Source organism: Candidatus Micropelagos thuwalensis, from assembly GCF_000469155.1.
Taxonomy (GTDB): domain Bacteria; phylum Pseudomonadota; class Alphaproteobacteria; order RS24; family RS24; genus Micropelagius; species Micropelagius thuwalensis.
In genome coordinates, this window is the sequence record NZ_AWXE01000004.1 from 654581 (window position 1) to 679234 (window position 24654).

Annotated in this window: 26 protein-coding genes; 19 read left to right on the top strand and 7 right to left on the bottom strand. The window is 48.0% G+C overall.

Annotated features, from left to right (window positions below):
• Positions 1 to 29: 29 nt before the first annotated feature.
• The 14 genes from ybeY to pnp all read left to right on the top strand — a co-directional run bounded on the left by ybeY (position 30) and on the right by pnp (position 15299).
• Entirely contained in the window at positions 30 to 602 is a 573-nt protein-coding gene (ybeY, locus tag RS24_RS07805) for an rRNA maturation RNase YbeY (RefSeq protein WP_021777664.1), read from the top strand.
• On the top strand, positions 599 to 1489 hold the full coding sequence (locus tag RS24_RS07810; protein ID WP_021777665.1) for a hemolysin family protein: 891 nt from the start codon (positions 599 to 601) through the stop codon (positions 1487 to 1489). Before ybeY ends, RS24_RS07810 begins: the two co-directional genes overlap by 4 nt.
• Complete coding sequence (gene lnt / locus RS24_RS07815) at positions 1458 to 3089, top strand: apolipoprotein N-acyltransferase (protein WP_021777666.1); 1632 nt, start codon at positions 1458 to 1460, stop codon at positions 3087 to 3089. The genes RS24_RS07810 and lnt overlap by 32 nt, the downstream gene beginning before the upstream one ends.
• Positions 3090 to 3164: 75 nt before the next feature.
• A complete protein-coding gene (locus RS24_RS07820) occupies positions 3165 to 3590 on the top strand; it encodes a helix-turn-helix domain-containing protein (RefSeq protein ID WP_021777667.1) in 426 nt (141 codons plus the stop codon).
• Between the two features lie 83 nt (positions 3591 to 3673).
• Positions 3674 to 4843 (top strand): methionine adenosyltransferase, encoded by a 1170-nt coding sequence (metK, locus tag RS24_RS07825; RefSeq protein WP_021777668.1) that lies wholly within the window; start codon positions 3674 to 3676, stop codon positions 4841 to 4843.
• 18 nt (positions 4844 to 4861) lie between these two features.
• The gene (gene trmB, locus RS24_RS07830) at positions 4862 to 5596 is read left to right on the top strand and encodes a tRNA (guanosine(46)-N7)-methyltransferase TrmB (protein ID WP_051295613.1); all 735 of its coding nucleotides are present in this window, start codon (positions 4862 to 4864) and stop codon (positions 5594 to 5596) included.
• A gap of 150 nt (positions 5597 to 5746) precedes the next feature.
• Positions 5747 to 6364 (top strand): ribosome maturation factor RimP, encoded by a 618-nt coding sequence (gene rimP / locus RS24_RS07835; protein WP_051295614.1) that lies wholly within the window; start codon positions 5747 to 5749, stop codon positions 6362 to 6364.
• Between the two features lies 1 nt (position 6365).
• On the top strand, positions 6366 to 8084 hold the full coding sequence (nusA, locus tag RS24_RS07840) for a transcription termination factor NusA (RefSeq protein ID WP_021777671.1): 1719 nt from the start codon (positions 6366 to 6368) through the stop codon (positions 8082 to 8084).
• 18 nt (positions 8085 to 8102) lie between these two features.
• Entirely contained in the window at positions 8103 to 8699 is a 597-nt protein-coding gene (locus RS24_RS07845) for a DUF448 domain-containing protein (protein ID WP_021777672.1), read from the top strand.
• 54 nt (positions 8700 to 8753) lie between these two features.
• Positions 8754 to 11243: a translation initiation factor IF-2 gene (gene infB, locus RS24_RS07850; RefSeq protein ID WP_021777673.1), complete on the top strand. Its 2490-nt coding sequence runs from the start codon at positions 8754 to 8756 to the stop codon at positions 11241 to 11243.
• 43 nt (positions 11244 to 11286) lie between these two features.
• Positions 11287 to 11823: a ribosome-binding factor A gene (locus RS24_RS07855; protein WP_021777674.1), complete on the top strand. Its 537-nt coding sequence runs from the start codon at positions 11287 to 11289 to the stop codon at positions 11821 to 11823.
• A 2-nt stretch (positions 11824 to 11825) separates the two neighbouring features.
• Positions 11826 to 12797 carry a tRNA pseudouridine(55) synthase TruB gene (gene truB, locus RS24_RS07860; protein WP_021777675.1) on the top strand — a complete coding sequence of 324 codons (972 nt, stop codon included), beginning with the start codon at positions 11826 to 11828 and terminating at the stop codon, positions 12795 to 12797.
• A gap of 11 nt (positions 12798 to 12808) precedes the next feature.
• Positions 12809 to 13078 carry a 30S ribosomal protein S15 gene (gene rpsO / locus RS24_RS07865; RefSeq protein ID WP_021777676.1) on the top strand — a complete coding sequence of 90 codons (270 nt, stop codon included), beginning with the start codon at positions 12809 to 12811 and terminating at the stop codon, positions 13076 to 13078.
• A gap of 64 nt (positions 13079 to 13142) precedes the next feature.
• Positions 13143 to 15299 carry a polyribonucleotide nucleotidyltransferase gene (gene pnp / locus RS24_RS07870; protein WP_021777677.1) on the top strand — a complete coding sequence of 719 codons (2157 nt, stop codon included), beginning with the start codon at positions 13143 to 13145 and terminating at the stop codon, positions 15297 to 15299.
• Positions 15300 to 15396: 97 nt separating this feature from the next.
• On the opposite strand, the gene RS24_RS07875 is transcribed toward pnp, so the two are convergent.
• From RS24_RS07875 to fabA, 3 genes are all read right to left on the bottom strand, one after another.
• The gene (locus tag RS24_RS07875; RefSeq protein ID WP_021777678.1) at positions 15397 to 15579 is read right to left on the bottom strand and encodes a YegP family protein; all 183 of its coding nucleotides are present in this window, start codon (positions 15577 to 15579) and stop codon (positions 15397 to 15399) included.
• Positions 15580 to 15710: 131 nt separating this feature from the next.
• Positions 15711 to 16922 carry a beta-ketoacyl-ACP synthase I gene (gene fabB, locus RS24_RS07880; protein WP_021777679.1) on the bottom strand — a complete coding sequence of 404 codons (1212 nt, stop codon included), beginning with the start codon at positions 16920 to 16922 and terminating at the stop codon, positions 15711 to 15713.
• Positions 16923 to 16937: 15 nt separating this feature from the next.
• Positions 16938 to 17450, bottom strand: coding sequence for a 3-hydroxyacyl-[acyl-carrier-protein] dehydratase FabA (gene fabA / locus RS24_RS07885; RefSeq protein WP_021777680.1), 513 nt, complete (start codon positions 17448 to 17450; stop codon positions 16938 to 16940).
• Positions 17451 to 17629: 179 nt separating this feature from the next.
• Between fabA and irrA the strand changes: the two genes are divergently transcribed.
• From irrA to RS24_RS07905, 4 genes are all read left to right on the top strand, one after another.
• A complete protein-coding gene (irrA, locus tag RS24_RS07890; protein WP_021777681.1) occupies positions 17630 to 18070 on the top strand; it encodes an iron response transcriptional regulator IrrA in 441 nt (146 codons plus the stop codon).
• Positions 18071 to 18211: 141 nt separating this feature from the next.
• The gene (locus RS24_RS07895) at positions 18212 to 18628 is read left to right on the top strand and encodes a rubrerythrin family protein (protein ID WP_021777682.1); all 417 of its coding nucleotides are present in this window, start codon (positions 18212 to 18214) and stop codon (positions 18626 to 18628) included.
• Between the two features lie 102 nt (positions 18629 to 18730).
• Positions 18731 to 20083 carry a (Fe-S)-binding protein gene (locus RS24_RS07900; RefSeq protein WP_021777683.1) on the top strand — a complete coding sequence of 451 codons (1353 nt, stop codon included), beginning with the start codon at positions 18731 to 18733 and terminating at the stop codon, positions 20081 to 20083.
• 12 nt (positions 20084 to 20095) lie between these two features.
• The gene (locus tag RS24_RS07905) at positions 20096 to 20689 is read left to right on the top strand and encodes a DUF3501 family protein (RefSeq protein ID WP_021777684.1); all 594 of its coding nucleotides are present in this window, start codon (positions 20096 to 20098) and stop codon (positions 20687 to 20689) included.
• Position 20690: 1 nt separating this feature from the next.
• Here the strand turns inward: RS24_RS07905 and RS24_RS07910 are convergent, their stop codons facing one another.
• Positions 20691 to 21230: an SH3 domain-containing protein gene (locus RS24_RS07910; RefSeq protein ID WP_021777685.1), complete on the bottom strand. Its 540-nt coding sequence runs from the start codon at positions 21228 to 21230 to the stop codon at positions 20691 to 20693.
• Between the two features lie 152 nt (positions 21231 to 21382).
• Here RS24_RS07910 and RS24_RS07915 point away from each other — a divergent pair, with 152 nt between their 5' ends.
• Complete coding sequence (locus RS24_RS07915; protein ID WP_021777686.1) at positions 21383 to 22381, top strand: 2-hydroxyacid dehydrogenase; 999 nt, start codon at positions 21383 to 21385, stop codon at positions 22379 to 22381.
• Between the two features lie 28 nt (positions 22382 to 22409).
• Here the strand turns inward: RS24_RS07915 and RS24_RS07920 are convergent, their stop codons facing one another.
• The 3 genes from RS24_RS07920 to RS24_RS07930 are packed head-to-tail and all read right to left on the bottom strand — an operon-like array spanning position 22410 to position 24653.
• Positions 22410 to 23231: a HesA/MoeB/ThiF family protein gene (locus RS24_RS07920; RefSeq protein WP_021777687.1), complete on the bottom strand. Its 822-nt coding sequence runs from the start codon at positions 23229 to 23231 to the stop codon at positions 22410 to 22412.
• A complete protein-coding gene (gene cysK, locus RS24_RS07925; RefSeq protein ID WP_021777688.1) occupies positions 23231 to 24181 on the bottom strand; it encodes a cysteine synthase A in 951 nt (316 codons plus the stop codon). Before cysK ends, RS24_RS07920 begins: the two co-directional genes overlap by 1 nt.
• 16 nt (positions 24182 to 24197) lie before the next feature.
• On the bottom strand, positions 24198 to 24653 hold the full coding sequence (locus RS24_RS07930) for an RrF2 family transcriptional regulator (RefSeq protein ID WP_021777689.1): 456 nt from the start codon (positions 24651 to 24653) through the stop codon (positions 24198 to 24200).
• Position 24654 lies beyond the last annotated feature (1 nt).

Here is a 24654-nt window from a genome sequence, read left to right on the forward strand (position 1 = left end):
GGACTGTTAATGGTATAAATTGCATTGAAATGCCTGATCAAACGTCTGCAAATGTAGCAAATAAAAATGAGCGCGCCCTTTTAGTTGAGATTGAAGCCGAGCAATCCGATTGGGAAACAGGTGTTTGGGCGGGTGTTGACGCTGATATTCGACATGCGGCAATCGCAGCATTTCATGCCGGTATTGAGGCGAATACGGCTATGACTTTTCCCGAAGCTGATATTGAGATTAGCATTCGTTTGACGGATGATAAGGAAATGAAAACCCTTAATGCCAAATGGCGGAACATTGATCGCCCGACAAATGTTCTCTCCTTTCCGAATTGGGACGCTAGCTCAGAGGCTGTCTATGCTGACTCTGCCGTTTTGTTAGGTGATGTTGTGCTGGCGCGACAAACTGTTGAGGCTGAAGCGGATGACGCCAATTTGCCGCCCGTGCATCATGTTAAACATCTTGTTGTTCACGGGGTTCTTCATTTGCTGGGGTTTGACCATGAAACAGATCAGGAGGCTGACATAATGGAGTCTCTGGAGGTCAAAGTGCTTTCCAATATCGGAGTGGCTTCCCCCTATAAGGAAAAGAATAAGGAAAATGTTATATGAGCAGTTCTGAATTTCAGGGCCAGAGTTTATGGGCTAAACTCAAATCCATTCTCATTCCGCCGGACACAAATTTGCGCGAAAGCCTCGAAGATGTGCTTGAGGAAGAGGCTGGTAATGATGAAAGTCTGACCGGCGAAGAGCTTCATATGCTCAGAAATCTCCTTGGCTTCAAAGATGTGCGCGTTGAAGACGTCATGGTGCCGCGCGCGGAGATTACTGCCGTTGATCAAAAAACTTCATTGGAGGATTTGGGCGGCTTGTTTTCGGAGTCCGGTCATTCGCGCCTGCCGGTTTATAATCAGTCGCTGGATCATCCGATAGGCATGGTGCACATTAAAGATCTCGTGGTTATGTTATCCGGGAAAGCCCCAAAAGTGCCGCTTAAGGCGCTTATTCGAGATATTTTATTTGCGCCACCTTCTATGCCGGCGCTGGATTTACTGCTCCGGATGCAGGCGTCGCGTTCCCATATGGCATTGGTTGTAGATGAATATGGCGGCACTGATGGACTTGTAACGATTGAAGATTTAATCGAGGAAATTGTCGGTGAAATTGAGGATGAATATGACGACCAGGACGGCCCTAAAATTGTAACGCGTAGTGGCGATATTTTGGAGGCGCAGGCGCGCACTCCCATTGAGTTGCTTGAAGAAAAACTCGGCATTACTCTCATTGATGAAGATGAGGATATTGATACGCTGGGTGGGCTGGTGTTTACGCTGGCTGGTCGTGTCCCGCAGCGCGGTGAGGTCATCATCCACAAAAACGGGATTGAATTTGAAGTCAGAGATGCTGATCCGCGTCGCATTAAAACCCTGCGTATTAGACAGAAAAAGGTTCAGGTAAAATCTGAAGATGATGCTCCACCTGCTCAGAAACTGGATTGATAATCAGTCAGCCAGACTGGCCCTACTGTCTCCTGTAAGGGGTGGAATTTTTGATTTTTTCCTCGGTGCGCTTGTGCCTCTGGCAATGCCCCCGATTGGGGCGTGGCCGGTTTTATTTTTTATTTTTCCCGCCTTGTTATTGAGATTGCAGCGCATCCGGCGTTGGCAGAATGTTGCGCTTACCGCCTGGCTGTTCGGCTTTGGTCAATTCTTTATCGGCCTTTACTGGATTGGGTTTGCCTTTTTGGTGGAGCCGGACCTTTTTTTATGGGCTCTGCCCTTTGCTGTAACACTTCTGCCTGCTGGTCTCGCGGTGTTTCCTATGTTGGCCGCTCTTGTTTGGTTTCGTCTTTTTAGTGATCAGCCCAGATTTGCCGTGCGCGCCCTTGGGCTTGTTTTATGCCTGGTACTGGTATCCTGGTTGCGTTCCAACATATTGACTGGCCTGCCTTGGAATCTGTATGGCATGTCGGCATTAAGCTGGCTACCACTTGCGCAATCAGCCCGTTTATGGGGAGTTCATGGTTTGTCGCTCCTTATGTTAAGCGTGGCGATGCTCCCTCTCTTCATCCGGCACGAAAGAAAGTTGGCAGCCCTGTTATTTTTGGGTTTTTTGCTAGCTGTTTGGGATGGTTATACGAGGCTCAACTCTTATGAGCCGGCAACAACGGATTCCGTGATGGTCAGAATTGTGCAGCCATCCATTCCGCAAAAAGAAAAATGGATACCTGAAAATCGGTTGGGGATTATTCGAACACATCTGGAGTTGACCGGACAGCCTGCTGACGTGCCGATAGATGTGGTGGTTTGGCCAGAAACGGCCTTGCCCGCATTGCTGTATAGGGATGTATGGTTGCGAGAGCAAATCACCGATATTTTGCCAGATGGTGCGTATTTGATTACTGGTGGATTGCGGCGTGAGCCTCTTGCTAAGGCATCAGATACAAAATCAGGTGGGGCTGGTGATGCTCCATCTGATGCCGGTGTATCGGAAAATAAAAAGCCATGGCGAAGCTTTAACAGCGTTTTTGTGATTTCTCCTGAGGGTAATATTGAAGATTTTTACGATAAGCATCACCTTGTGCCTTTTGGAGAGTACCTCCCGCAACAAAAGTTTTTAGAATTTCTCGGACTTCAGCAGCTTACCCGATTGCGTGGTGGGTTTACTGCAGGTGATGGGCCTAGGTCGCTTGCACTTGGCAGGCTGGGCAAGTCTTTTTCGCCCCTCATATGTTATGAGGTGATTTTTCCTGGCCGCGTTGTTGCAGAGGCGCGTCCAGATGTATTAATCACGGTGACTAATGATGGGTGGTTTGGAAAATCTGCGGGCCCTTGGCAACACCTTGAAATGGCGCGCATGCGCACAATCGAAGAGGGGCTGCCCATTATAAGGTCAGCAAATACAGGCATTTCTGCTGTCTTTGATGCGCTGGGCCGCCAGCAAGCCTTGATGCCATTGATGCAAAGGGGGGTTTTAGACGTGCCTCTGCCCCCAGCTGTCCATGAGACAATCTATGCCCGCTACGGGGATTTGATTTTTTCCCTAATGCTCTTTGCTGTCGTGGGGTTTACTTTCAAATTGCGGCGACCCGAAATTTAAAAAAGTAAAAATCAGTAGAATTTAATATTAAATACTGATATCTAATATGAAATCATTGCAAGCGTAGTTTTTCTGGTGGCGTTAAAAGATCCATCTAATATCGATAAACATATTTGTTATAAGCTCAAGCTGAGACGTGTTGATTCTGGCATGAGCCAAGAGGCACTCGGTGAAAAGGTTGGCTTGTCTTTCCAACAAATCCAAAAATATGAAAAAGGTGCGAACCGGATTTCAGCATCTCGCTTGTTTGAACTCACACGTATTCTCGAAGTTGATATCTCTTATTTCTTTGAAGGGTATGAAACATCCGGCTCTTATCTCAGAATGGAGGACAGTGCCCCCATTCCAAAATTTCTTGATTTTGTCAGCAAAAATGAAGGTATGAGTTTAAACCGCGCTTTTACGCGCATTAAATTCGCCGGACCCGCCGCGCACACATTGATATGGCAAAATCTCTCGCGGGGTAACAACACCCACCGCCTGTCCTGTCTGCAAAAATAGAAATAAAACACATAAGGAAAGCTTTATATGGCTTGTCTAATGCGCGACGCCCTGCTAAAGATTTGCCAACGAGTGGAGGTTTTATGGCCCGTCAAGATTATATTTTTACAAGTGAGTCAGTTTCCGAAGGTCACCCGGACAAAGTGTGTGACCTGATTTCGGATAGCGTTCTGGATGCTTTTGTCACTAAAGAACCTGAAGCGCGTGTTGCTGTTGAAACATTAACAACAACCAACAAAATTGTTTTGGCTGGTGAAGTACGCCCAGAAGGTCTTATTAGTGCTGAAGAAATGGTCAATATCGCCCGTGAGCGTGTGCGTGACATCGGCTATGAACAAGACGGTTTTCATTGGCAGAACGCTGATGTGGATGTTTATGTTCACGCCCAGTCAAAGCATATTTCGCAAGGCGTAGACAGTGATGGCGGCAATAAGGATGAAGGTGCGGGCGACCAGGGTATTATGTTTGGCTATGCTTGTCGGGAAACGGATACTTTAATGCCGGCGCCCATCGCGTTCTCTCATCAAATTCTATCAGATATGGCACAGGCCAGAAAGTCCGGTGCCGTTCAAGGTTTGGGCCCGGACTCCAAAAGCCAAGTTTCCCTTAAATATGAAAACGGAAAACCAGTCGCAGCAACATCAGTTGTTGTGTCGACACAACATGATGAAGGCCTGTCACAGAGTGATGTCCGTGAACTTGTACGCCCATTTGTCGAAGCTGTTTTGCCATCCGGCTGGATGTGCCCTGAAGATGAATTTTACGTCAACCCAACTGGCACGTTTGTCATTGGCGGGCCTGACGGGGATGCCGGTCTTACTGGTCGTAAGATAATCGTAGATACCTATGGTGGTGCTGCCCCGCATGGCGGTGGTGCGTTCTCCGGCAAAGACCCGACAAAGGTTGACCGTTCGGCGGCTTATGCTGCGCGCTATCTTGCCAAAAATGTTGTCGCAGCAGACCTTGCTGATAAATGCACAATTCAGCTTTCTTACGCGATTGGTGTTTCAAAGCCAATTTCTGTTTATGTTGATCTGCATGAAACCGGAAAAGTGGACGCGACGAAGCTGGAAGGTGTGCTTGGCGAAGTTATGGATCTCAGCCCGAGAGGGATTAGAACGCATCTTGGCCTGAACAAACCAATATTTGCGCGCACTGCGGCCTATGGACATTTTGGTCGCCAACCTGAAGATGATGGCGGTTTTTCTTGGGAAAAAACGGATCTCGTTGAGGCGATTAAGTCAGCACTTTAAATCCGGCACATACACCGCGTGAATACAAAGTCCCATACCAATAAAAATGACCTTATTAGAAGGGTTTTTTACGGACGTCGGCAAGGGCATAAGCTACATCCTAAGCAGGCGCGTTTGGTTGAGAGTTTTCTTCCCGGCATCAGAATAACCGACTTTGCCGCCGCGCCGATTCTGGCCTTTACGCACAACAATTTTGAACCAGAAAACTTGGTTATGGAAATTGGCTTTGGTGGCGGTGAGCATTTGGCGGCTCAGGCCGAGGCAAATCCAAATATCGGGTTTATCGGGTGCGAGCCATTTCTCAACGGCGTTGCCAAGCTCCTTAATCACATCCAGCAACATGACTTACTAAATATTCGTATTCATGATGAGGATGCGCGTGACCTTATTGAATTAATGCCTGATAGTTGTCTTGCGGCGGTATATTTGCTCTACCCCGACCCGTGGCCGAAAAAAAAGCATCATAAAAGGCGTTTTGTAAATCCAGAAAATCTGCATCACATTCATCGCCTTTTGCAGCCAGATGGGATGTTTTATTTTGCCAGCGATATTCCGGATTATGTTTCATGGGCTTTGATGCATATACGCGATCATGGAGGGTTTGAGTGGCAGGCGCGGGCGTCCGCAGATTGGCAGACCCCTTTTGCAGGTTGGGTTCGGACACGCTATGAGGAAAAGGCTTTGATTGCAGGGCGGACGCCGACATATTTGCGGTTCCAGCACCGTGAGCATATTCGGCCTGGGTATCTTTAGATTTGATATTTGACGAAATAATAAGAGATTAAAATTTCTTGCTTTTTCAGTTTCACTTTGTATATTCCTTCGAAACAGGCTGCTTTTTTTGAAGTGGACGGCGGAAACGCCCCCGCTTTTTTTATTGGTTTTTTTCAGCAGTAGTATTGGATGATGACAGATACAGCACCCGCACAAAATATGGCGCAAAAAGACAATGCTATCGCGCTGGAAGACGCTTGGGAAACCGCCGCGCATTTGATGGCGCCCGGCCCTGCCGCACCGCTTTTGTCTCTGGTTGCGCCAGTTGTTCAAGATAGCGGGTTGGAATTATTGCGTATTCGCATGACCGGTCAGGATGGTGAACAAGTTCTCCAGATTATGGCCGACAGAGATGAGGGCATGATTACGGTTGAGGATTGCGAGCGTATTAGCCGTGCAATCTCGGCAGTGTTGGATGTGGAAGACCCGTTAAAGGGGCAATATATTTTGGAGGTTTCGTCACCTGGTATGGCGCGCCCACTTTGCCGCCCGAAAGATTTTATCCGGTGGGCAGGGTTTGAAGCCAAGCTGGAATTGTCCCGTGCTTTTGATGGTCGCAAGCGCTTTCGTGGGGTGCTTTCAGGCTTTGAGGATGGCGAGGTTTTGATGGATGTACCGTTGAATGGGCATGATGAGACCCCAACGCTTGGTTTTAAATTTGAGGATATCGTAGAAGCCCGATTAGTGGCGAATGACGAAATGATTGCTGACGCCTTAAAGCGTCAAAAAGGGAAAAATGGAGACTAAAATGGCAACTGGCGTAAGCGCAAATAAACTTGAACTCCTCCGTATCGCTGAGTCTATGGCGCGGGAGAAAGGTATTGAACCTGAACTGGTATTTGGCGCTATGGCGGATGCAATTCAAAAAGCTGCCAAGGCAAGATATGGCGCGGAGAATGATATTCGCGCAGAAATCGATACCAAAACCGGCGACACAATCCTTAAGCGGTTTATGGAGGTGGTTGAAGATGTTGAAAACGACAACACGCAATTAACCCTGGACGAAGCCAGAAAAATTAAGGCGGATGCAGAAATCGGTGAATTTCTAAGTGAGGAATTGCCGCCGGTTGAATTTGGCAGAATTGCAACACAAACGGCAAAACAGGTTATTGTCCAGCGTGTACGTGACGCTGAACGTGAGCGCCAATATGAAGAATATAAAGACAGGGTTGGCGAAGTTGCTTCCGGCATCGTGAAGCGCGTTGAATATGGTAATGTCGTTGTTGATCTTGGGCGCGCGGAAGCCATGCTAAGGCGTGATAATCTCATCCCTCGTGAAGTATTTAATCCCAATGATCGTATTCGTGCTTACATTCAGGATGTCAAGCGCGAGCAACGTGGCCCGCAAATCATTCTATCCCGGACGGATCCAGCTTTTATGGCAAAGCTTTTTGCCCAAGAAGTGCCGGAAGTCTATGATGGGGTGATTGAAATTAGAGCCGTCGCCCGTGACCCGGGTAGTCGTGCGAAAATTGCTGTGATTTCAAATGATAATTCCATTGACCCTGTTGGGGCTTGTGTGGGTATGCGCGGCAGCCGTGTTCAGGCTGTTGTTAATGAACTTCAAGGCGAGAAAGTCGACATTGTTCCATGGTCCGAAGACGCTGCCGCCTTTATTGTAAACGGTCTTGGCCCTGCCGAGGTTGCGAAGGTTGTGCTTGATGAGGACACTCAACGGATTGAGGTTGTGGTGCCGGATGACCAGCTTTCTTTGGCAATCGGACGCCGTGGGCAGAATGTCCGCTTGGCTTCCCAGCTTTCTGGCTGGGATATCGATATTCTAACTGAAGCGGAAGAGTCTGAGCGGCGTCAGGCGGAATTTGTCGAACGAACGCAAATCTTCATGGCTTCTCTGGATGTTGATGAAATGATTGCACAGCTTCTGACATCTGAGGGCTTTGCCACGATTGAAGAGGTCGCTTATGTACCGCTTGATGAAATAACAGTCATTGAAGGTTTTGATGATGAAACGGCGGAAGAACTGCAGAGACGCGCAACCGAGCATCTCGACAGACAAAATCAGGCGCTTGATGAAGAGCGCAAAGCCCTTGGTGTTGCCGATGAATTAATGAATGTAGAAGGTCTTACGCCTGCTATGCTTGTTGCGCTGGGCAAAAATGATGTCTTCACGCTTGAAGATTTTGCAGGCTGTGTTCCTGATGATTTAACGGGATGGTATGAGTCTGTTGACAGGCAGCGCGTACGTCAGCCGGGTATATTTGATGATTTTGATGTGTCTGCAGATGAAGCGCAAACAATGATTATGAACACGCGTGTCATGGTCGGCTGGATTACAGAGGAAGACTTATTGGCTTCTGAAGATGAGGCTGGTGACGATGAGGGTGCTGAGGTTGATACCTCTGAGGAAACGCCAGAGGCAACTTCGGAAATAAATCCGGAAGCACCTGCTGAAGATGTTGTTTCTAACGAAACATCTGAACCAGCAACAGACACCCCGACAGAATAATGAGAGTGTGCATCATCCATGACAGAAAATTTGCAATGTGCGCTGACCGGAAAGCTGCTACCGCGTGAAGAAACAATCAGGTTCGTCATCGGGCCTGATAATGCGGTTATTGCTGATTTATCCGAGGAGCTACCTGGCGAAGGTATTCGACTTTTGGGCTATCGAGGCACTCTTGAGGAGTCGCTTCGTGATGGGACATTCATAAGGCTTTTTGTCAAAGACCGGTTAGATGATGAGCCGGTTATTTCCGCCTCATTTCTAGATAAAATTGAGTCACAACTTATGGATAAAGTGCTTGGGCTTATAGGCTTGGCGCGCCGCGCCGGGGCCGTTCTTAATGGTTTCGCAAAAGTTGAGAGCAGTTTGAAATCAGGGAAGTGTGAGTTGCTGTTGACGGCATCTGACGGTGCGGAAGATGGGCGAATGAAAATGACACGCCTCGCTGAGGCGGTACAATGCCAACAAGTTACGTTTTTGCCTTCCGCCAGATTAAGTATGGCTTTAGGCCAGACAAATGTTATACATGCAGGCATTATCGGTTCAGGATGGGCCGAACGCCTGAACGCATCGATTGACAGATTGTCTCTTTATGTTAACGGACACGAGGCAGCATAAGGCCTCAACATATGACAATAGGTTTATGCTATTAGGTTGGAAGTGATAACGGATATGAGTGAAAAAGAAGAGAACGAAAAAACTGACGAACAAAAGACCGGCAAGACGCTGAGCTTGAAGCGGACTGTTGACTCTGGTCAGGTGCGTCAGAATTTTTCTCATGGCCGGACTAAATCTGTTCAGGTTGAGCGCAAACGTAAACGCATGGTTGCCCCAGCTAATGCAGCGGCTCCAAGTTCAGTGACGCCAAGCGTAACAGAGCCAGTTGAAACAAAAGCCCCTGAGGTTAAAGAGCAAACTTCTGAAAATAATCTTGGCGGTCTTTCCCGTCAGGAGCAGGCCGCACGTCAGGCTGCTGTTGCTGATGCCAAGGTAAGGGCGGCTGAAGAAGCTATTCGGGAAAAAGAAGAGGCAGAAAAGAGGGCCTTAGAAGAAGCTGAACGCTTAAAAGAAGAGGCGAAAAGAAAACTTGAGTCACCGGACATTACAGATGTCCTTGTGGCACCAGTGGAAACCACGGAAGCGCCAGCTACACCGCGCCGGAAAGAACCAGCACGTACGAGTGAAGATACACCTGCACGCCGCAAAGAAAAAACCGAAGAGCCGCGGCGTCCTGCCGTTGCTAAACGCGGTGAGCAGCAGCGACGACGTACAGGAAAACTAACCATTAACGATGCGCTTAATGATGAAGAACGGATGCGTTCAATGGCGTCTATTCGCCGCCGCCGCGAGCGCGAAAAAAGACAGTCAATGTCCATGGAGCCACGCGAAAAAGTGGCGCGTACTATTACATTGCCTGAGTCGATTACTATTCAAGAGCTGGCTAACCGCATGGCGGAGCGCGCTGTAGATGTTATTAAATTGCTCATGCAGCAAGGTGTTATGGCAAAAATCAATGATACGATTGATGCTGACACAGCCGAATTAATTGCCGAAGAATTGGGGCATAAGGTCAACCGCGTCACAGATGCAGATGTTGAAGATAGCATTGATACTGAAGAAGACACCGATGACGATAAAAAGCCGCGCCCGCCGGTTGTGACAGTTATGGGTCACGTTGACCACGGTAAAACGTCCTTGCTGGATGCCTTACGCAAAACCAGCATTGTCACTAGTGAGGCCGGGGGCATTACCCAACATATCGGGGCCTATCAGGTCACCAAGGATGACGGTGAAAAGGTAACATTTATAGATACACCGGGTCATGCGGCCTTTACGTCCATGCGTGCGCGTGGTGCTAAGGTTACGGATATTGTTATTCTTGTTGTTGCTGCTGATGATGGTGTGATGCCACAAACTGTTGAAGCCATCAGCCACGCCAAGGCCGCGGAAGTGCCGATTGTGGTTGCGGTGAATAAAATTGACAAGCCCGAAGCCGACCCGACCAGGGTGAAGAATGAATTGCTACAGCATGAAATTATTTCTGAGGACATGGGCGGTGACGTTCAGTTCGTGGAAGTTTCTGCTTTAGCTGGAACAGGGCTTGATGATTTACTCGAGTCCGTTCTGCTGCAGGCTGAATTGCTTGATCTAAAAGCTAATCCATACCGGGCCGCGGAAGGCATTGTAATCGAGTCAAAACTCGAAAAAGGCAGAGGCGCGGTTGCGACTGTTCTCGTGCAACGTGGCACGCTGTCTGTCGGGGATATTTTTGTTGTCGGTGAAGAATCCGGTCGCGTTCGCGCGCTACTGGATGATCAAGGCGAAAGCATAAAATCTGCGCTTCCCGCATCTCCGGTTGAAGTGCTGGGTGCTGGTGGTTCACCGTCTGCGGGGGATATGTTCAACGTAGTCGAGACAGAAGCTAAGGCCAGAGAGATTGCTGAATATCGCGCGCGCATCAGTCGTGAGAAACGAACAGCCTCTGGCAATCGCACAACGCTGGATCAGATGATGCAGCAGCTCAAAGACACTGAGCTTAAAGAGCTTCCGATTGTTGTGAAAGCTGATGTGCAGGGGTCTGCCGAAGCAATTTCACAAGCGGTAGATAAGCTCGGCACTGATGAAGTATGCGGCCGCGTGGTACATACGGCAGTTGGCGGTATTACAGAAAGCGATATTACATTGGCGGCGGCCTCCAACGCCTCTATTCTGGGCTTCAATGTTCGCGCAAATTCACAGGCGCGGAATTTGGCTGACGAGCAAGGCGTTGAAATCCGTTATTACAATGTGATTTATGACCTTGTTGATGATATGAAAGCTGCCATGTCCGGCATGTTGAGTCCTGATTTACGCGAAACCATGCTTGGCAATGCTGAAATACTTGAGATATTTAATGTTTCTAAATCCGGCAAAGTGGCAGGGTGTAAAGTAACAGACGGGCTGGTGCGTCGTGGTGCCAGAGTCAGACTTATTCGGGACAGTGTCGTTATTCATGAAGGGGAGCTTAGTTCCCTTCGTCGCTTTAAGGACGAAGTGAAAGAGGTTAATGCCGGTCAAGAATGCGGTATGGCTTTTGAGAATTACGAAGACCTGAAGCAGGGAGATGTGATTGAGTGTTACGAGGTCGAGGAAATCGCGCGTACGCTTGACGACGTTAATTAATAGTTTCGTCATCTGCCCATAAACTTTAAGCCGGAATATATTCATGGCAAAGCGTTTCAAAAAATCTGCACATTCGGACGCGCCTCGCAGTCAAAGACAGTTGCGTGTTGGCGAATTACTGCGTCAGAAGCTTTCAGAAGTCTTCTCAAGAGGGGATGTTAGCGGCACAAATCTTGATACCCGACTTGTGACTGTCACGGAAGTGCGCGTTAGCCCTGACTTGAAAAAGGCGACAGCTTTTGTTGTGCCGCTTTTGCAAATGACAGAAACTTTATCAAAGCGTAAACGCAGTACAGTCGCAAACTCTGCCGCCGATTTAACTGAAGAATTGAATTGTCATGCTGGAGCATTGAGAATTAAGATGGGCGATGGCCTTCACCTCAAATATGTTCCAAGCCTTTCGTTTAAATCGGATGATAGCTTCGACAATGCCGCTATGATGGATAATTTGTTGGCGCGTGAGGAAGTCCAGCGTGATTTATCAAATTCGCAGCTTAATCAGCAGGAAAGCGCGTCAAATAATTCAGGAATTTCCATTACGCCACCTGAAGCAGAGTCTGAACCAACGAACGAGGCGTAAGATTGGCCCGGAGACGCAAAGGCTTGCCAATACATGGTTGGGTTAACTTCGATAAACCTGAAGGTATGACGTCAACTGCTGCCGTCGGTAAAATTCGCCGCTTGTTTAATGCACAAAAAGCCGGACATGCGGGGACGCTGGATCCGCTCGCCCAGGGCATTCTGCCGATTGCGTTGGGGGAAGCCACAAAAACAGTTCCTTTTATGATGGATGCCACGAAAACATACCATTTCACGGTGCGATGGGGGCTGGCGACCACGACTGATGACCGCGAGGGGGATGTGCTGGAAACATCTGAGCATCGCCCGACAGATGACGATATTGAAGCTGTTTTAGGGGCGTTTGTCGGAAATATCTCGCAAGTGCCACCGGCTTTTTCGGCGATTAAGATAGATGGGCGCCGTGCTTATGATATGGCGCGGGCGGGCGAAGCACCTGAAATTTCTGCAAGAAATGTTCTGATTGACCGGCTTACTTTGGTGAATAGACCTGATTGTGACTCTGCGCATTTCGAGGTGGAGTGCGGGAAAGGTACCTATGTGAGGTCTTTAGCGCGCGATATGGCCGAAAAACTTGGGACTTTAGGGCATGTCAGCTATCTGCGTCGGGTGCGTGTTGGGCCATTTAATGAAAAAAACACAATAGGGCTGGATATTCTTGATGATTTAGGCCATATTGCCGCCGAAGTTGATGCTCTTGATGCGATGAACATGCAATTAAGGCCCCATTTGCTTCCTTTACAGACAGTGCTGGACGACATCCCGGCTCTGCCGGTTAATGAAAAGGAAGCGCGAGATATTCGTATGGGCAGAGCAGTCAACATCACCGCTCATGTGGTGGATGATAAACTGTCCGAAAGTCATGGAGCCGAACAGGTTTTAGTGCTTTCCGACAACCATCCAGTTGCATTGGGTAAGCTGGAAGAGGGCAGATTTCAGCCGGTGCGTGTTTTTAACCTGTCCGATATAAATTAAAGGAGTTACCGATGTCGATTAGTCCTGAACGCAAGCTTGAGCTTGTAAAAGAATATGCCACACAGGATGGTGATACAGGATCACCTGAGGTTCAAGTGGCTATCCTCACGGAGAGGATAAACAATCTGACCGAACATTTTAAATCTCACGGTAAAGATAATCATTCACGCCGGGGTCTATTGAAAATGGTCAGCCAACGTCGCCGTCTTCTTGATTATCTTAATGCACGCAATTCTGAGCGTTATCAAACTCTCATTAAGCGTCTGGGTCTCCGCCGCTAGATTTTTTAACACTTCGGTTGATTAACAGCCTGCATCAGGGGATGCGGGCATATGGAAAGAAAAAATGTTTACAATTTCAAGAGAAGAAATCGATTGGGGCGGGCGTCCGCTAATTCTGGAAACCGGTCGCATTGCCCGTCAGGCTGACGGTGCTGTTCTGGCAACTTATGGGGATACAACTGTATTGGCGACTGTGGTTGCCGACCGTAGCCCCAAAGCGGGAATTGACTTTTTCCCACTGACCGTGAATTACCAAGAAAAATCCTATGCTGCCGGTAAAATCCCCGGGGGGTATTTTAAGCGTGAAGGCCGTCCATCAGAAAAAGAAACACTTGTTTCGCGCCTGATAGACCGTCCTATTCGCCCACTTTTTGTCAAAGGTTTCAAAAACGAAACACAGGTTATTGCCACTGTTCTCAGTCATGATCTGGAAAATGATAGTGACATTGTCGCTATGGTTGCTGTTTCTGCAGCCCTGACGATTTCAGGTGTCCCATTTCTTGGGCCTATCGGTGCGGCGCGTGTCGGTTTCGCCGATGGTGAATATATTCTGAACCCAACGCTGGAAGAGATGAAAGAAAGTAATCTTGATCTTGTGGTTGCGGGGACGGGCGATGCGGTCTTGATGGTTGAGTCCCAAGCCAGTGAACTTTCAGAAGAAGTTATGCTCGGTGCGGTTATGCACGGGCATCGTGAATTTCAGCCGGTGATTAACGCCATTATTAGCCTTGCTGAAAAATGTGCAAAAGAGCCGCGTGAAGTGCCTGAAAATAACGATGATGAGTTGAAGGAAAAAGTTTCTGGTATTGCCCGTGGCGACCTTGAGGCTGCCTATCAAGAGGCTGACAAATCTGCGCGTCAGGAAAAAATCGCTGCAGCTAAAGATAAAGTTATGGCTGATTTGCTTCCCGAAGATGCAGATGCCGATACAGCGATTGCACTTTCAGGCGCGTTTAAAGGTCTGGAAAGTGACATTGTGCGCGGCGGTATTCTGGATACCGAAAAACGTATTGACGGTCGTGGTCTTGCCGATGTGCGCCCGATTGTTTCCGAAGTTGGTGTTCTGCCTCGTGCCCATGGATCGGCACTGTTTACCAGAGGTGAAACACAAGCGTTGGTCGTTGCCACGCTCGGCACCGGCGATGACGAACAACTTGTTGATGCACTTGAAGGCACATATAAAGAAAACTTCATGTTGCATTATAACTTCCCGCCCTATTCTGTCGGTGAAACAGGCCGAGTCGGGTTTACGGGTCGTCGTGAAATTGGTCACGGTAAGCTGGCATGGCGCGCCATAAAGCCGATGTTGCCGACTGCCGAAGATTTTCCATACACATTACGTCTCGTCTCTGAAATTACCGAGTCCAACGGGTCGTCTTCCATGGCGACGGTATGTGGTGCGTCTCTGGCTATGATGGATGCGGGTGTGCCGTTACAAAAGCCGGTCGCGGGTATCGCCATGGGTCTGATTAAAGAGGGCGACAGATTTGCCGTTCTTTCTGACATTCTTGGTGATGAAGATCATCTTGGCGACATGGACTTTAAGGTTGCTGGTACGCAGGACGGGATTACGTCTTTGCAGATGGATATTAAAATCACCGGCATCACCGAAGAGATTATGCAAGTTGCTCTGACCCAAGCTAAAGGTGGTCGGGATCATATTTTGGGTGAAATGGCGAGTGCCTTGGGCGAAGCCCGTACTGAAATGGGTGAATATGCGCCGAAAATCGAAACCATTAAAATCGCACAGGATAAAATTCGTGAGGTTATCGGTTCAGGCGGGAAGGTCATTCGTGAGATTGTCGAGACGACAGGCGCGAAGGTGGACATTTCCGATGATGGCACGATTAAAGTAGCGTCCAGCGATGCTGCTGTCATTCAGGCTGCGATTGACTGGATTAATTCCATAGCCGCCGAGCCTGAAGTGGGTGTGATTTACGAAGGCACGGTTGTGAAGACCATGGATTTTGGTGCTTTTGTGAATTTCTTCGGTAAGCGCGATGGGCTGGTTCATATTTCCCAGCTGGCAGACAGACGCGTTGAGAAGACAACCGATATTGTCAAAGAAGGCGACACGGTGAAGGTCAAGCTTATGGGCTTTGATGATCGCGGCAAGGTACGCCTGTCCATGAAGGTCGTTGACCAGGAAACAGGTGAAGACCTTGAAGGCAAAGCCAGCAAAGCGGCTGATGATGCAGCTGAGGCCGATAGCGAGGACTAAATCCCTAGCTGTTTTTACAGTTCCAAATAATCAAGGGCGGCGCTCATTTAGCACCGCCCTTTTTGTTGTGTGGGGTCAGCTGAGATTGTTGCCGCGCTTAGTCGGTAGTTTGGTCGTCAATGTCAGCGTTGGGGGCGTTTCTTCTGCATGACTCGATGCCGTTTATTGCATTTTGTTTGGTTGTATAGCCTTCACTCACGCAAAGCGTTTCACCATTTGCTGAATTGAGCTTCCAGTAAAACTGACCGTCTGTTTGTTTACCTAAAACGAATGTGCCCATTTTTGCTTTCCTTTGTTTTGATTTTGTAGAACGCAACGCACAAAATGATATTAAATTTTAACCGTACTCAGGATTACCGAGCCAGCCTATTAAGTCAAGTTGGGTAGAGGTGCTTGCCGTGGATTTAAATGTTAAACCCGCTTCATCACCAGCGAGCCATTCGTACCGCCAAAGCCAAAGGAATTTGACAGTATGCAATTCAAGCCAGCGTTCTCGTGTGTTTCCTGAACAATCGGCATATCAGCAAAATCCGGATCCAGCTCTTCGATATGTGCCGATGCCGCGATGAAATCGTCTTGCATCATGAGCAGGCTGTAGATTGCTTCTTGCACGCCGGCGGCGCCGAGCGAATGACCGGTTAGGGATTTGGTGGCTGAGATGGGTGGGCAGTCTGCGCCGAAAACTTCACGCAGGGCCTCAATCTCTTTAATGTCGCCGACGGGGGTGGAGGTCGCGTGCGGATTGATATAATCAACCGGTACGTCTAAATCTTTCATGGCCATTTCCATACAGCGTATCGCGCCTTCGCCGGAAGGCTGAACCATGTCATGCCCATCAGATGTTGCGCCATAGCCGGCAATTTCGGCATAAATTTTTGCGCCGCGTTTTTGTGCGCGTTCCATTTCTTCGAGTACCAGAACCCCTGCGCCGCCGGCAATAACAAATCCGTCGCGGTTTTTGTCATAAGCGCGGCTGGCTGATGCGGGCGTGTCGTTATATTTGCTGGACATGGCGCCCATCGCGTCAAACAGTGAGGAGAGCGACCATTCCAGAGCTTCGCCGCCGCCGGCAAACACCACATCCTGCTTACCCCATTGGATCATCTCTGCCGCATTACCAATACAATGTGTTGATGTCGCACATGCCGAAGAAATCGAGTAATTAACCCCTTTAATGCCAAATGGGGTGGCTAGCGTTGCTGAATTTGTGGAGGACATGCATTTTGGCACTGCGAATGGCCCAATCCGTTTTGGGCCGCTTTCACGGGTGGTATCTGCTGCTTCAATAAGTGTGCGCGTGCTGGGTCCGCCCGAACCCATGATGAGACCGGTCATCGGGTTGATTATATCGTTTTCTTCAAGCCCCGCATCTGCAATAGCCTGTTCCATCGCAACATAATTCCAGGTGGCGCCTTCCCCCATAAATCTGCGGACACGCTTATCGACAGCTGCCTCAATATCCAATGTCGGCATCCCGTATATTTGGGATCTAAAGCCAAGCTCTACATATTTATCGGCACGGGAAATTCCTGACTTACTGTTTTTTAAACTGTCAGAAACCTCTGCGGTGGAATTACCGATACACGAAACAATTCCAATACCTGTTATGGCGACACGTCTCATTTGAAACCCTTTTTTTTAAAGCTGTCCGGTTTTGAAAAGGCCGACTCTTAAATCTTTTGCAGTATAAATCTCTTTGTCGTCAACCCTCATGACGCCATCAGCGAGACACATAACGAGTGCGCGTGAAATGATACGTTTAATGTTAATTTCATAGGTGATTAATTTTGCATCAGGTTCAACCTGACCAACAAATTTCACTTCCCCAGCGCCGAGTGCTCGTCCGCGCCCTTCCAGGCCGGCCCACAAAGGGAAAAATCCGACAAGTTGCCACATGGCGTCTAAACCAAGACAGCCGGGCATAACTGGATCATTAACAAAATGACAGTCAAAAAACCATAAATCTGGTTTTACATCTAGTTCGGCAATCATGAGGCCTTTATCGTAACTGCCGCCAGTGTCAGTAATCTGTGTAATGCGGTCGAACATGAGCATCGGTGGCATCGGCAGACGACCGTTTTCTGGGCCAAATAGATTGCCCTTGGCACAGTCAATGAGTTCGTCATAGTTAAAACTGTTTTTCATTGTCATTGTTTACTCATAAATAAAGGACTCTTTAATTATTTTAGATGCATTATACCAGCCAGAAGACTATCATAATTTGAAAAGCTGTGTTGCAAAAACCATAGGGATAAAATGGAAAGGCTTGAAATTGCTTCTAGTTTATAATAATTATAATTAACTGTTGTATAATATTGATTTTAGGTATCATGGATAAGCTTAACACTCGAATAAATCAAAATGATAATTACCAATCACTCACCGATAAATTGCGAGGTGTTGGTCTGCGTGCAACACGCCAAAGGTTGGATATTGGAAGCCTTCTTTTTTCCGGAAAAGATCGTCATGTGACTGCTGAGAGCCTGCATGATGAGGCCGTGGCCTCGGGCATGAAAATTTCACTGGCTACTATTTATAATGCTCTGAACCAGTTCACGGATGCCGGACTTCTGAGAGAAGTTTTGATTGATCCTTCTCGTACCTATTTTGATACAAATACGTCATCTCATCATCACTTTTTTAATATTGATAACGGTCAGCTGACAGATATTCCCAATGAAGAAATCAACCTTCCAGGTCTTCCTAACTTACCCGAGGGACAGATTATTGATGGCGTGGATATTTTGATAAGAATTAAGCCTGAAGTCTAAATTATTTGTTTAGAATTGTTCTAAACTGTTGACATATCTTTCTCGAGACTTATATAGTTCCAATAAGAGTTAGGGAAAGGCCTTTCTCTTACTTATGAGCTTTTCGGATGGGCCGGAAAGCGTATTTAGAGGAAGATGATAATGTCACTCGCAGATTCAAAAACTCTGGAAAACCTGAAGGACGCATTTGCCGGCGAAAGCCAAGCAAACCGTCGCTACCTTTACTTCGCACAAAAAGCCGATGTTGAAGGATATAACGATGTTGCAACTGTATTTCGTTCAACTGCTGAAGGTGAAACAGGCCACGCACATGGTCACCTCGAATTTCTAGAAGAAGTTGGAGATCCGGCAACTGGTGAGCCAATCGGTTCAACTGCTGAAAACCTGAAGGCCTCTATTGCTGGTGAAACACATGAGTATACAGACATGTATCCCGGCATGGCACGCACTGCACGTGAAGAAGGTTTTGATGAAATTGCCGATTGGTTTGAAACACTTGCCAAAGCAGAGAAATCTCATGCTGGCCGTTTCCAAAAGGCACTGGATTCAATGGATTAATTTCCACTCTGTGTCTCTTTGAGACACTAGATTCAAGGAGACTATGGCGGCTAACGCCATAGTCTCACTTGTCTCCTATCTATATATAAAAAGGAACATCTCATGAAAGAGGGCAGCACTGAAGCGCCAATTCGTTACCCTTTAGATTGGCATAACGAAGAATTTTATGACCGCGCAGCACTTGATGAAGAAGCGCGCCGTCAGTTTGATGTCTGTCATGGTTGCAGACGTTGCTTTAACCTCTGTGATAGTTTTCCACGCCTATTTGATCTCATCGACGAATCTGAATCTGGCGAACTTGATACGGTCGCGAGTGATGATTTTGGGCCGATTATTGACGGTTGTACCATGTGCGATATGTGCTTCATGACGAAATGCCCATATGTCCCGCCGCATGAATTTAACCTTGATTTCCCTCATCTTATGCTTCGCTATCGCGCTGTTGAATTGAAAGAAAAAGGCAAAGCCCCTTTCACACAAAACCAGCTTGCGCAGATGGACAGAAATGGTTCGCTTGCAGAAAAGGTGTCCGGTCTTGCAAATTGGGGATCTGCCAAAGGTAATGTTGTTACCCGTCCGGTTATGTCGGCGACTTTGGGTATTGATAAGAATGTTGAGCTACCAAAATTTACTGGTGAGACATTTATGAAGCGTGCTGAAAAATCTGCCAAAAATGGCGAGTTGGAGCCCAATAAAGAAGGCACTGCAAAAGACAGAAAAGCCCTTATCTATGCTACCTGCTCAGTTAATTATAATAATCCCGGCGTGGGCGAGGCAGCACTCAAAGTGCTTACCCATCTTGGTGTTTCTGTGAAAACTGATTATCCGGGTTGTTGCGGAATGCCCTATTTAGAGCAAGGCAATCTTGAAAAAGTGGCTCAAAATGCGGCAAGTGTTTCCGCTGCTCTACGCCCTTTTATTGATGAGGGGTATGATATTTTAACTCTGACGGCAAGCTGTGGACTGATGTTCAAATTTGAATGGCCGTTAATTGTACCTGATAACGAGGACGTTAAAGCGCTCAGTGCCGCGACGCGCGATATCAGTGAGTATATTGTTCAAATTGCCGATAAAAATGGTCTTCCAGACGGTCTGCAAACGATAGAAGGTGGCGTGCAGGTGCATCTGGCTTGTCATGCACGTGCCCAAAATATGGGGCCGAAATCAGCCGACCTATTGCGTCTCATTCCTGATGCTGACATTGGTGTCATAGAGCGTTGCTCCGGCCATGGCGGTACCTTCGGTGTGATGAAAGACACCCATCAGCTTGCTGTCAAAGTCGGAAAACCTGTCGCCCGAAATGTTGCCAAATCTGAGGCTAAGACAGTTGTTTCAGACTGTCCGCTGGCGGCAAAACACATCGTTCAAGGAGTCGAATACTTAGACTCATCTGCAAAACTGCCGGAGGCCGCGCACCCTGTAGAGGTATTTGCGCGCGCTTACGGGTTAATATAAATGGAGAGTTTTATGTCTGAAGCAAACAGAGTAATTACCCCCGAAGATATTGTGCCAATGACCACTTACGTTGCTGAGCGTAAGGAAAGGCGTCAAGCTGTGCTTGCTCTAAAAAAACCGCGTCGGATTGAAATTGGGCCGGTCGCAACATTCTATTTTGAGAATTACGCGACAATGTTGGCGCAGATTCAGGAGATGCTTTACATCGAAAAAGGCGGTGACGAACAGCTTGAAGATGAACTGACCGCTTACAATCCAATGATTCCGGATGGTTCCGAATTGACCGCAACTTTGATGTTTGAAATAGATGACCCGCAACGTCGCGGATCCATTCTGCGTCGCCTGACGGATGTTGAATTGACCGCTTATATAGAGGTGGCGGGTGAGAAGGTTTTTGCCGTTCCTGAGCAGGAAGTTGAACGCACAGCTTCTGACGGCAAGACATCATCTGTTCATTTTTTGCACTTTCCGTTTACGGCAGAGCAAATTGCGGCTTTCAGAGATACGAATAATCAAGCCATCCTAGGTATTGGTCACGAGAATTACGCGCATATGACGATTTTGTCAGAGGAAACGCGCGCTTCGTTGGCTGGAGATTTTGCTTAAACTATTTTTTTGTGAACTCATGTGGGTAGACGCCCCATAGTGACACACGGGAAATCCAGCCACGATAGCCCTCCACGCGGATGTCACACCATTCACCCTCGCAATCTTCAAGCTCGGCAACTATACCGGGCTGGAGATAGGCTAAGATAACAGAATTCTCGTCAGGTCTTTTGCGAAGCTTATGTGCTGTTGGGCTTTGGTGCATAACGACGCTGCGTTTACCGCGCAACAAATTTGCTTGTATCCAGCCAGTGTCACCATCATAGTCTCTGACTTTGCGCCAATTACTATTTTCGTCAAGAATTTCAACTGGCCAGCCCACGCGTCTGAAGGTTAAGAGGGCAGGGTATTGTGTGCCAGGCCCTTGTCTTAAGTTAACCGGATTGCCTTTAATGCTCACAAATCTGGGTAGTGGCAGGCCACTCTCACCACGATTGTCATCCTCTGCATGAATTGGGGAGGTGGGCGTCAATAATAAGACCAGTACAGCTAAACCGGTCGCCAATAAACTAAAATGCCGTGTGAAGAATACTGAAATCATAAATACGCCTTATTGAGCTAACAAATAATAGGTCTTTGTATACCGGTTTGCTTATCTTATTGCCTTATTTAATCCCAAATAGCCTGTCCAGGTAGAATTAATGTTAAAAAAAGTTTTGCCGAAGAGCTGCATTTGCTACACCTTATCAGAATATGACCGGAAAATCTGCCAAAGTAATTGTCCTTCGAAAACTCCCGGCTGCCGTTGAAGCAAGAATGGCGGAGCTTTTTGATGTGGAATTCAATAATGAAGACCGTCACCTCGATAAAGCAGAAATCGCTTCAGCTATGGCGCGTGCGGATGTGCTGGTTTCAACAGTCACGGACAGGATCGACGCTGAACTGATTGAAACTGCCGGCGACCAGTTAAAGCTCATCGCGAATTTTGGCAATGGCGTAGATAATATAGATGTCGATGCGGCCTATGCTCGGAGCATTACTGTGACGAATACGCCGAGCGTACTGACTGAAGATACGGCAGATATGGTAATGGCGCTCATATTAGCGCTTCCACGCCGGATGGTGGAGGGTGATCGCATTATGCGCGAACCGGGTAGTTTCACCGGCTGGTCACCCAATTGGATGCTGGGCCGGCGGCTGGGCGGCAAGAAGCTTGGTATTGTTGGCATGGGACGCATCGGGCAGGCGGTTGCGAAACGCGCCATCGCCTTTGGTCTTGAAATTCATTATCACAACCGTAATCGCGTACATGAAGAAATTGAGCAGGAGCTTGGCGCTAAATACTGGGACAGTCTGGACCGCATGCTTGGTCATGTTGATTTTGTATCTGCGAATTGTCCAAGTACGCCTGCAACCTATCATCTCATCGGGCAAAGACGGATGAAACTTCTGAAACAGGGAGCGTATTTGATTAATGCTTCGCGGGGTCAGGTTCTTGATGAAGACGCGCTGGCGGATGCGCTGGAAGAAAACCGCCTTGGCGGTGCAGCGCTAGATGTTTTTGAACGTGAACCTGCGGTTAACCCTCGTCTGCTGGAATTCCAAAATGTTATTCTCCTTCCTCATATGAGCTCGGCAACCATTGAGGGAAGGCTTGGCATGGGCGAAAAGGTGCTCATTAATATCCGTACTTTTTTGGACGGTCACCGCCCGCCGGATCGCGTATTGCCGACACTTGCCGAAGAGCATTAAGTGTCATTAAAAGTGTCGCGGGTGATGGCTATGCATGGCACGACAGATCTTTAATTGTTGGCGTTTCCCCGTTAAGTGGGTTGGTTGGATCCCATGGGAGGTTTACAACCCGCGCGGTTGCAGCAAGACCATCATAAATCATAAGCCGCCCTGCTAAACTTTCCCCCGCGCCTGTGATTTCTTTAATAACTTCTAAAGCCTGCAGACTACCCATTATGCCCGTTAGGGCACCAATAATACCTGTTGTTTCGCAATCAGCAGCCTCGGATGCCTTCATATCGTCAGATACGAAAGAGCGATAACATGGGTAGGGTGTCCCCTTTAAATCGTTCTCATAGGCTTTAAAGGTTGTTAGTTGTCCGTCAAACCGACCCACTGCTGCTGAAACAAGGGGTTTGCCAGCGAAATAACAGGCATCATTGACCAGGAATCGCGTCGTGAAATTATCACAACCATCGGCGATAATATCATGCGCCTCTATCAAAGTTTGCGCATTATCAACCGTGAGACGAGCATCTATAGGCGTTACTTTGCAATCAGGATTAAGTCTCGCTAGAAACTTTGCGGCACAGATGGCTTTTGGTAGACCAATATCGTCATGATTAAAAAGCACTTGCCTTTGTAGATTGGAAAGCGACACAACATCATCATCAATGATGCTGATAGAGCCAACACCTGCAGCAGCTAGATAAGCGAGCAGAGATGCGCCCAGCCCACCTGCGCCAATAACCAGCACCCGCGCTGCGGAGAGCTTCTGTTGTCCCGCACCCCCAATTTCTTTGAGGACGAGATGGCGCGCATAACGCTCAGTGTATGCGGCGTTTTCTGGCAGACCGTCACTGCCTGTCATCAAAGGCCTTCGAAAAGTGCTGTTGAGAGATAGCGTTCTGCAAAACTCGGAATAATCGTGACAATGCGTTTGCCTGCCATTTCGGGCAGGGCGGCAATTTCGAGGGCCGCTGCTGTTGCTGCGCCGGAGGATATGCCGCCGGGAATTCCCTCGGATTTAGCGAGCCGCCGAGCCGTTTCAAAAGCGGTTTCATTTCCAATGGTAACAACGCCGTCTATTAAGGCTTCATCTAGATTGCCCGGTTTAAAACCTGCGCCAATACCTTGAATCTTATGAGGGCCGGGATCGCCACCTGACAGAACAGGACTGTCTTCTGGTTCAACAGCATAAATTTTAATGTTCGGATTATGTTGTTTCAAAATACTGCCAACGCCGGTCAAAGTGCCTGCCGTTCCGACACCGGAGATAACCGCGTCCAGCTTGCCGTCTGTATCGGCGAGAATTTCCTGCGCTGTGGTGTTACGATGAATTTCCGGATTTGCGGGGTTGTCAAATTGCTGGGGCATCACGGCATTATCGAGATTAGTGATTAGCTCCTCGGCCTTTGCAATCGCACCTTTCATGCCAAGTTCGGCAGGTGTAAGCTCCAACTTTGCACCGAGTAGGAGGAGCATTTTGCGTCTCTCAATAGACATGCTTTCAGGCATACAAAGAATAAGCCGATAACCTTTTGCGGCACAGGCAAAGGCCAACGCAATACCCGTATTGCCGGATGTCGGTTCTACAATTACAGACTTCTCGTTCAAGAGACCACGGTTTTCCAGGTCTTCAATCATTGCCACGCCAATGCGATCTTTCACGCTGGCCATGGGATTGAAAAATTCAAGTTTCAGAAGTATCTCTGCTGAAACGTCATATTGTTCGGGTAGCCGGTTGAGACGCACCAGAGGGGTCGCACCGATTGTTTCGGTTATATTATTATAAATTTTTCCGCGATTTTCGAATGTCATTATTATACCTGATTGGTTAAATGTTGAAGTCAACTGATTTTTCTGTACTTAAGCGGTTCTTATTTTGATGGCTCTGACAAATATCGTCAATGCTTACTCTGTCGAGATGTTTTAGAAATTCGCCTTCTAGTTCAGAGCATTTTTCAAAAGTTATTCCTGCCCCAAGTTGGCTTTCTTTTGGCGTCTGTGCAGCCTCGTTCTCAGCACGCTCAATTTCAGCGATAACGCGCACTACTTCACCGGCAAAAATCTTGCGCCTTTCGCGGGCAAGTCTGTAGCCCCCTTTTGGCCCGCGTACGCCGCGAAGAATATCGGCTTTAACAAGGGTTTGCATAATCTGCTCAAGATAACGCTGAGGTACATTTTGACGTTTTGTGATGTCCTTTGCTTGCACCGGGTCGGGACGCGAATGAAGGGCGACATCCACAACAGTCTCTAATGCTAAAACTGTTTTCCGACTAAGAAACAGCATC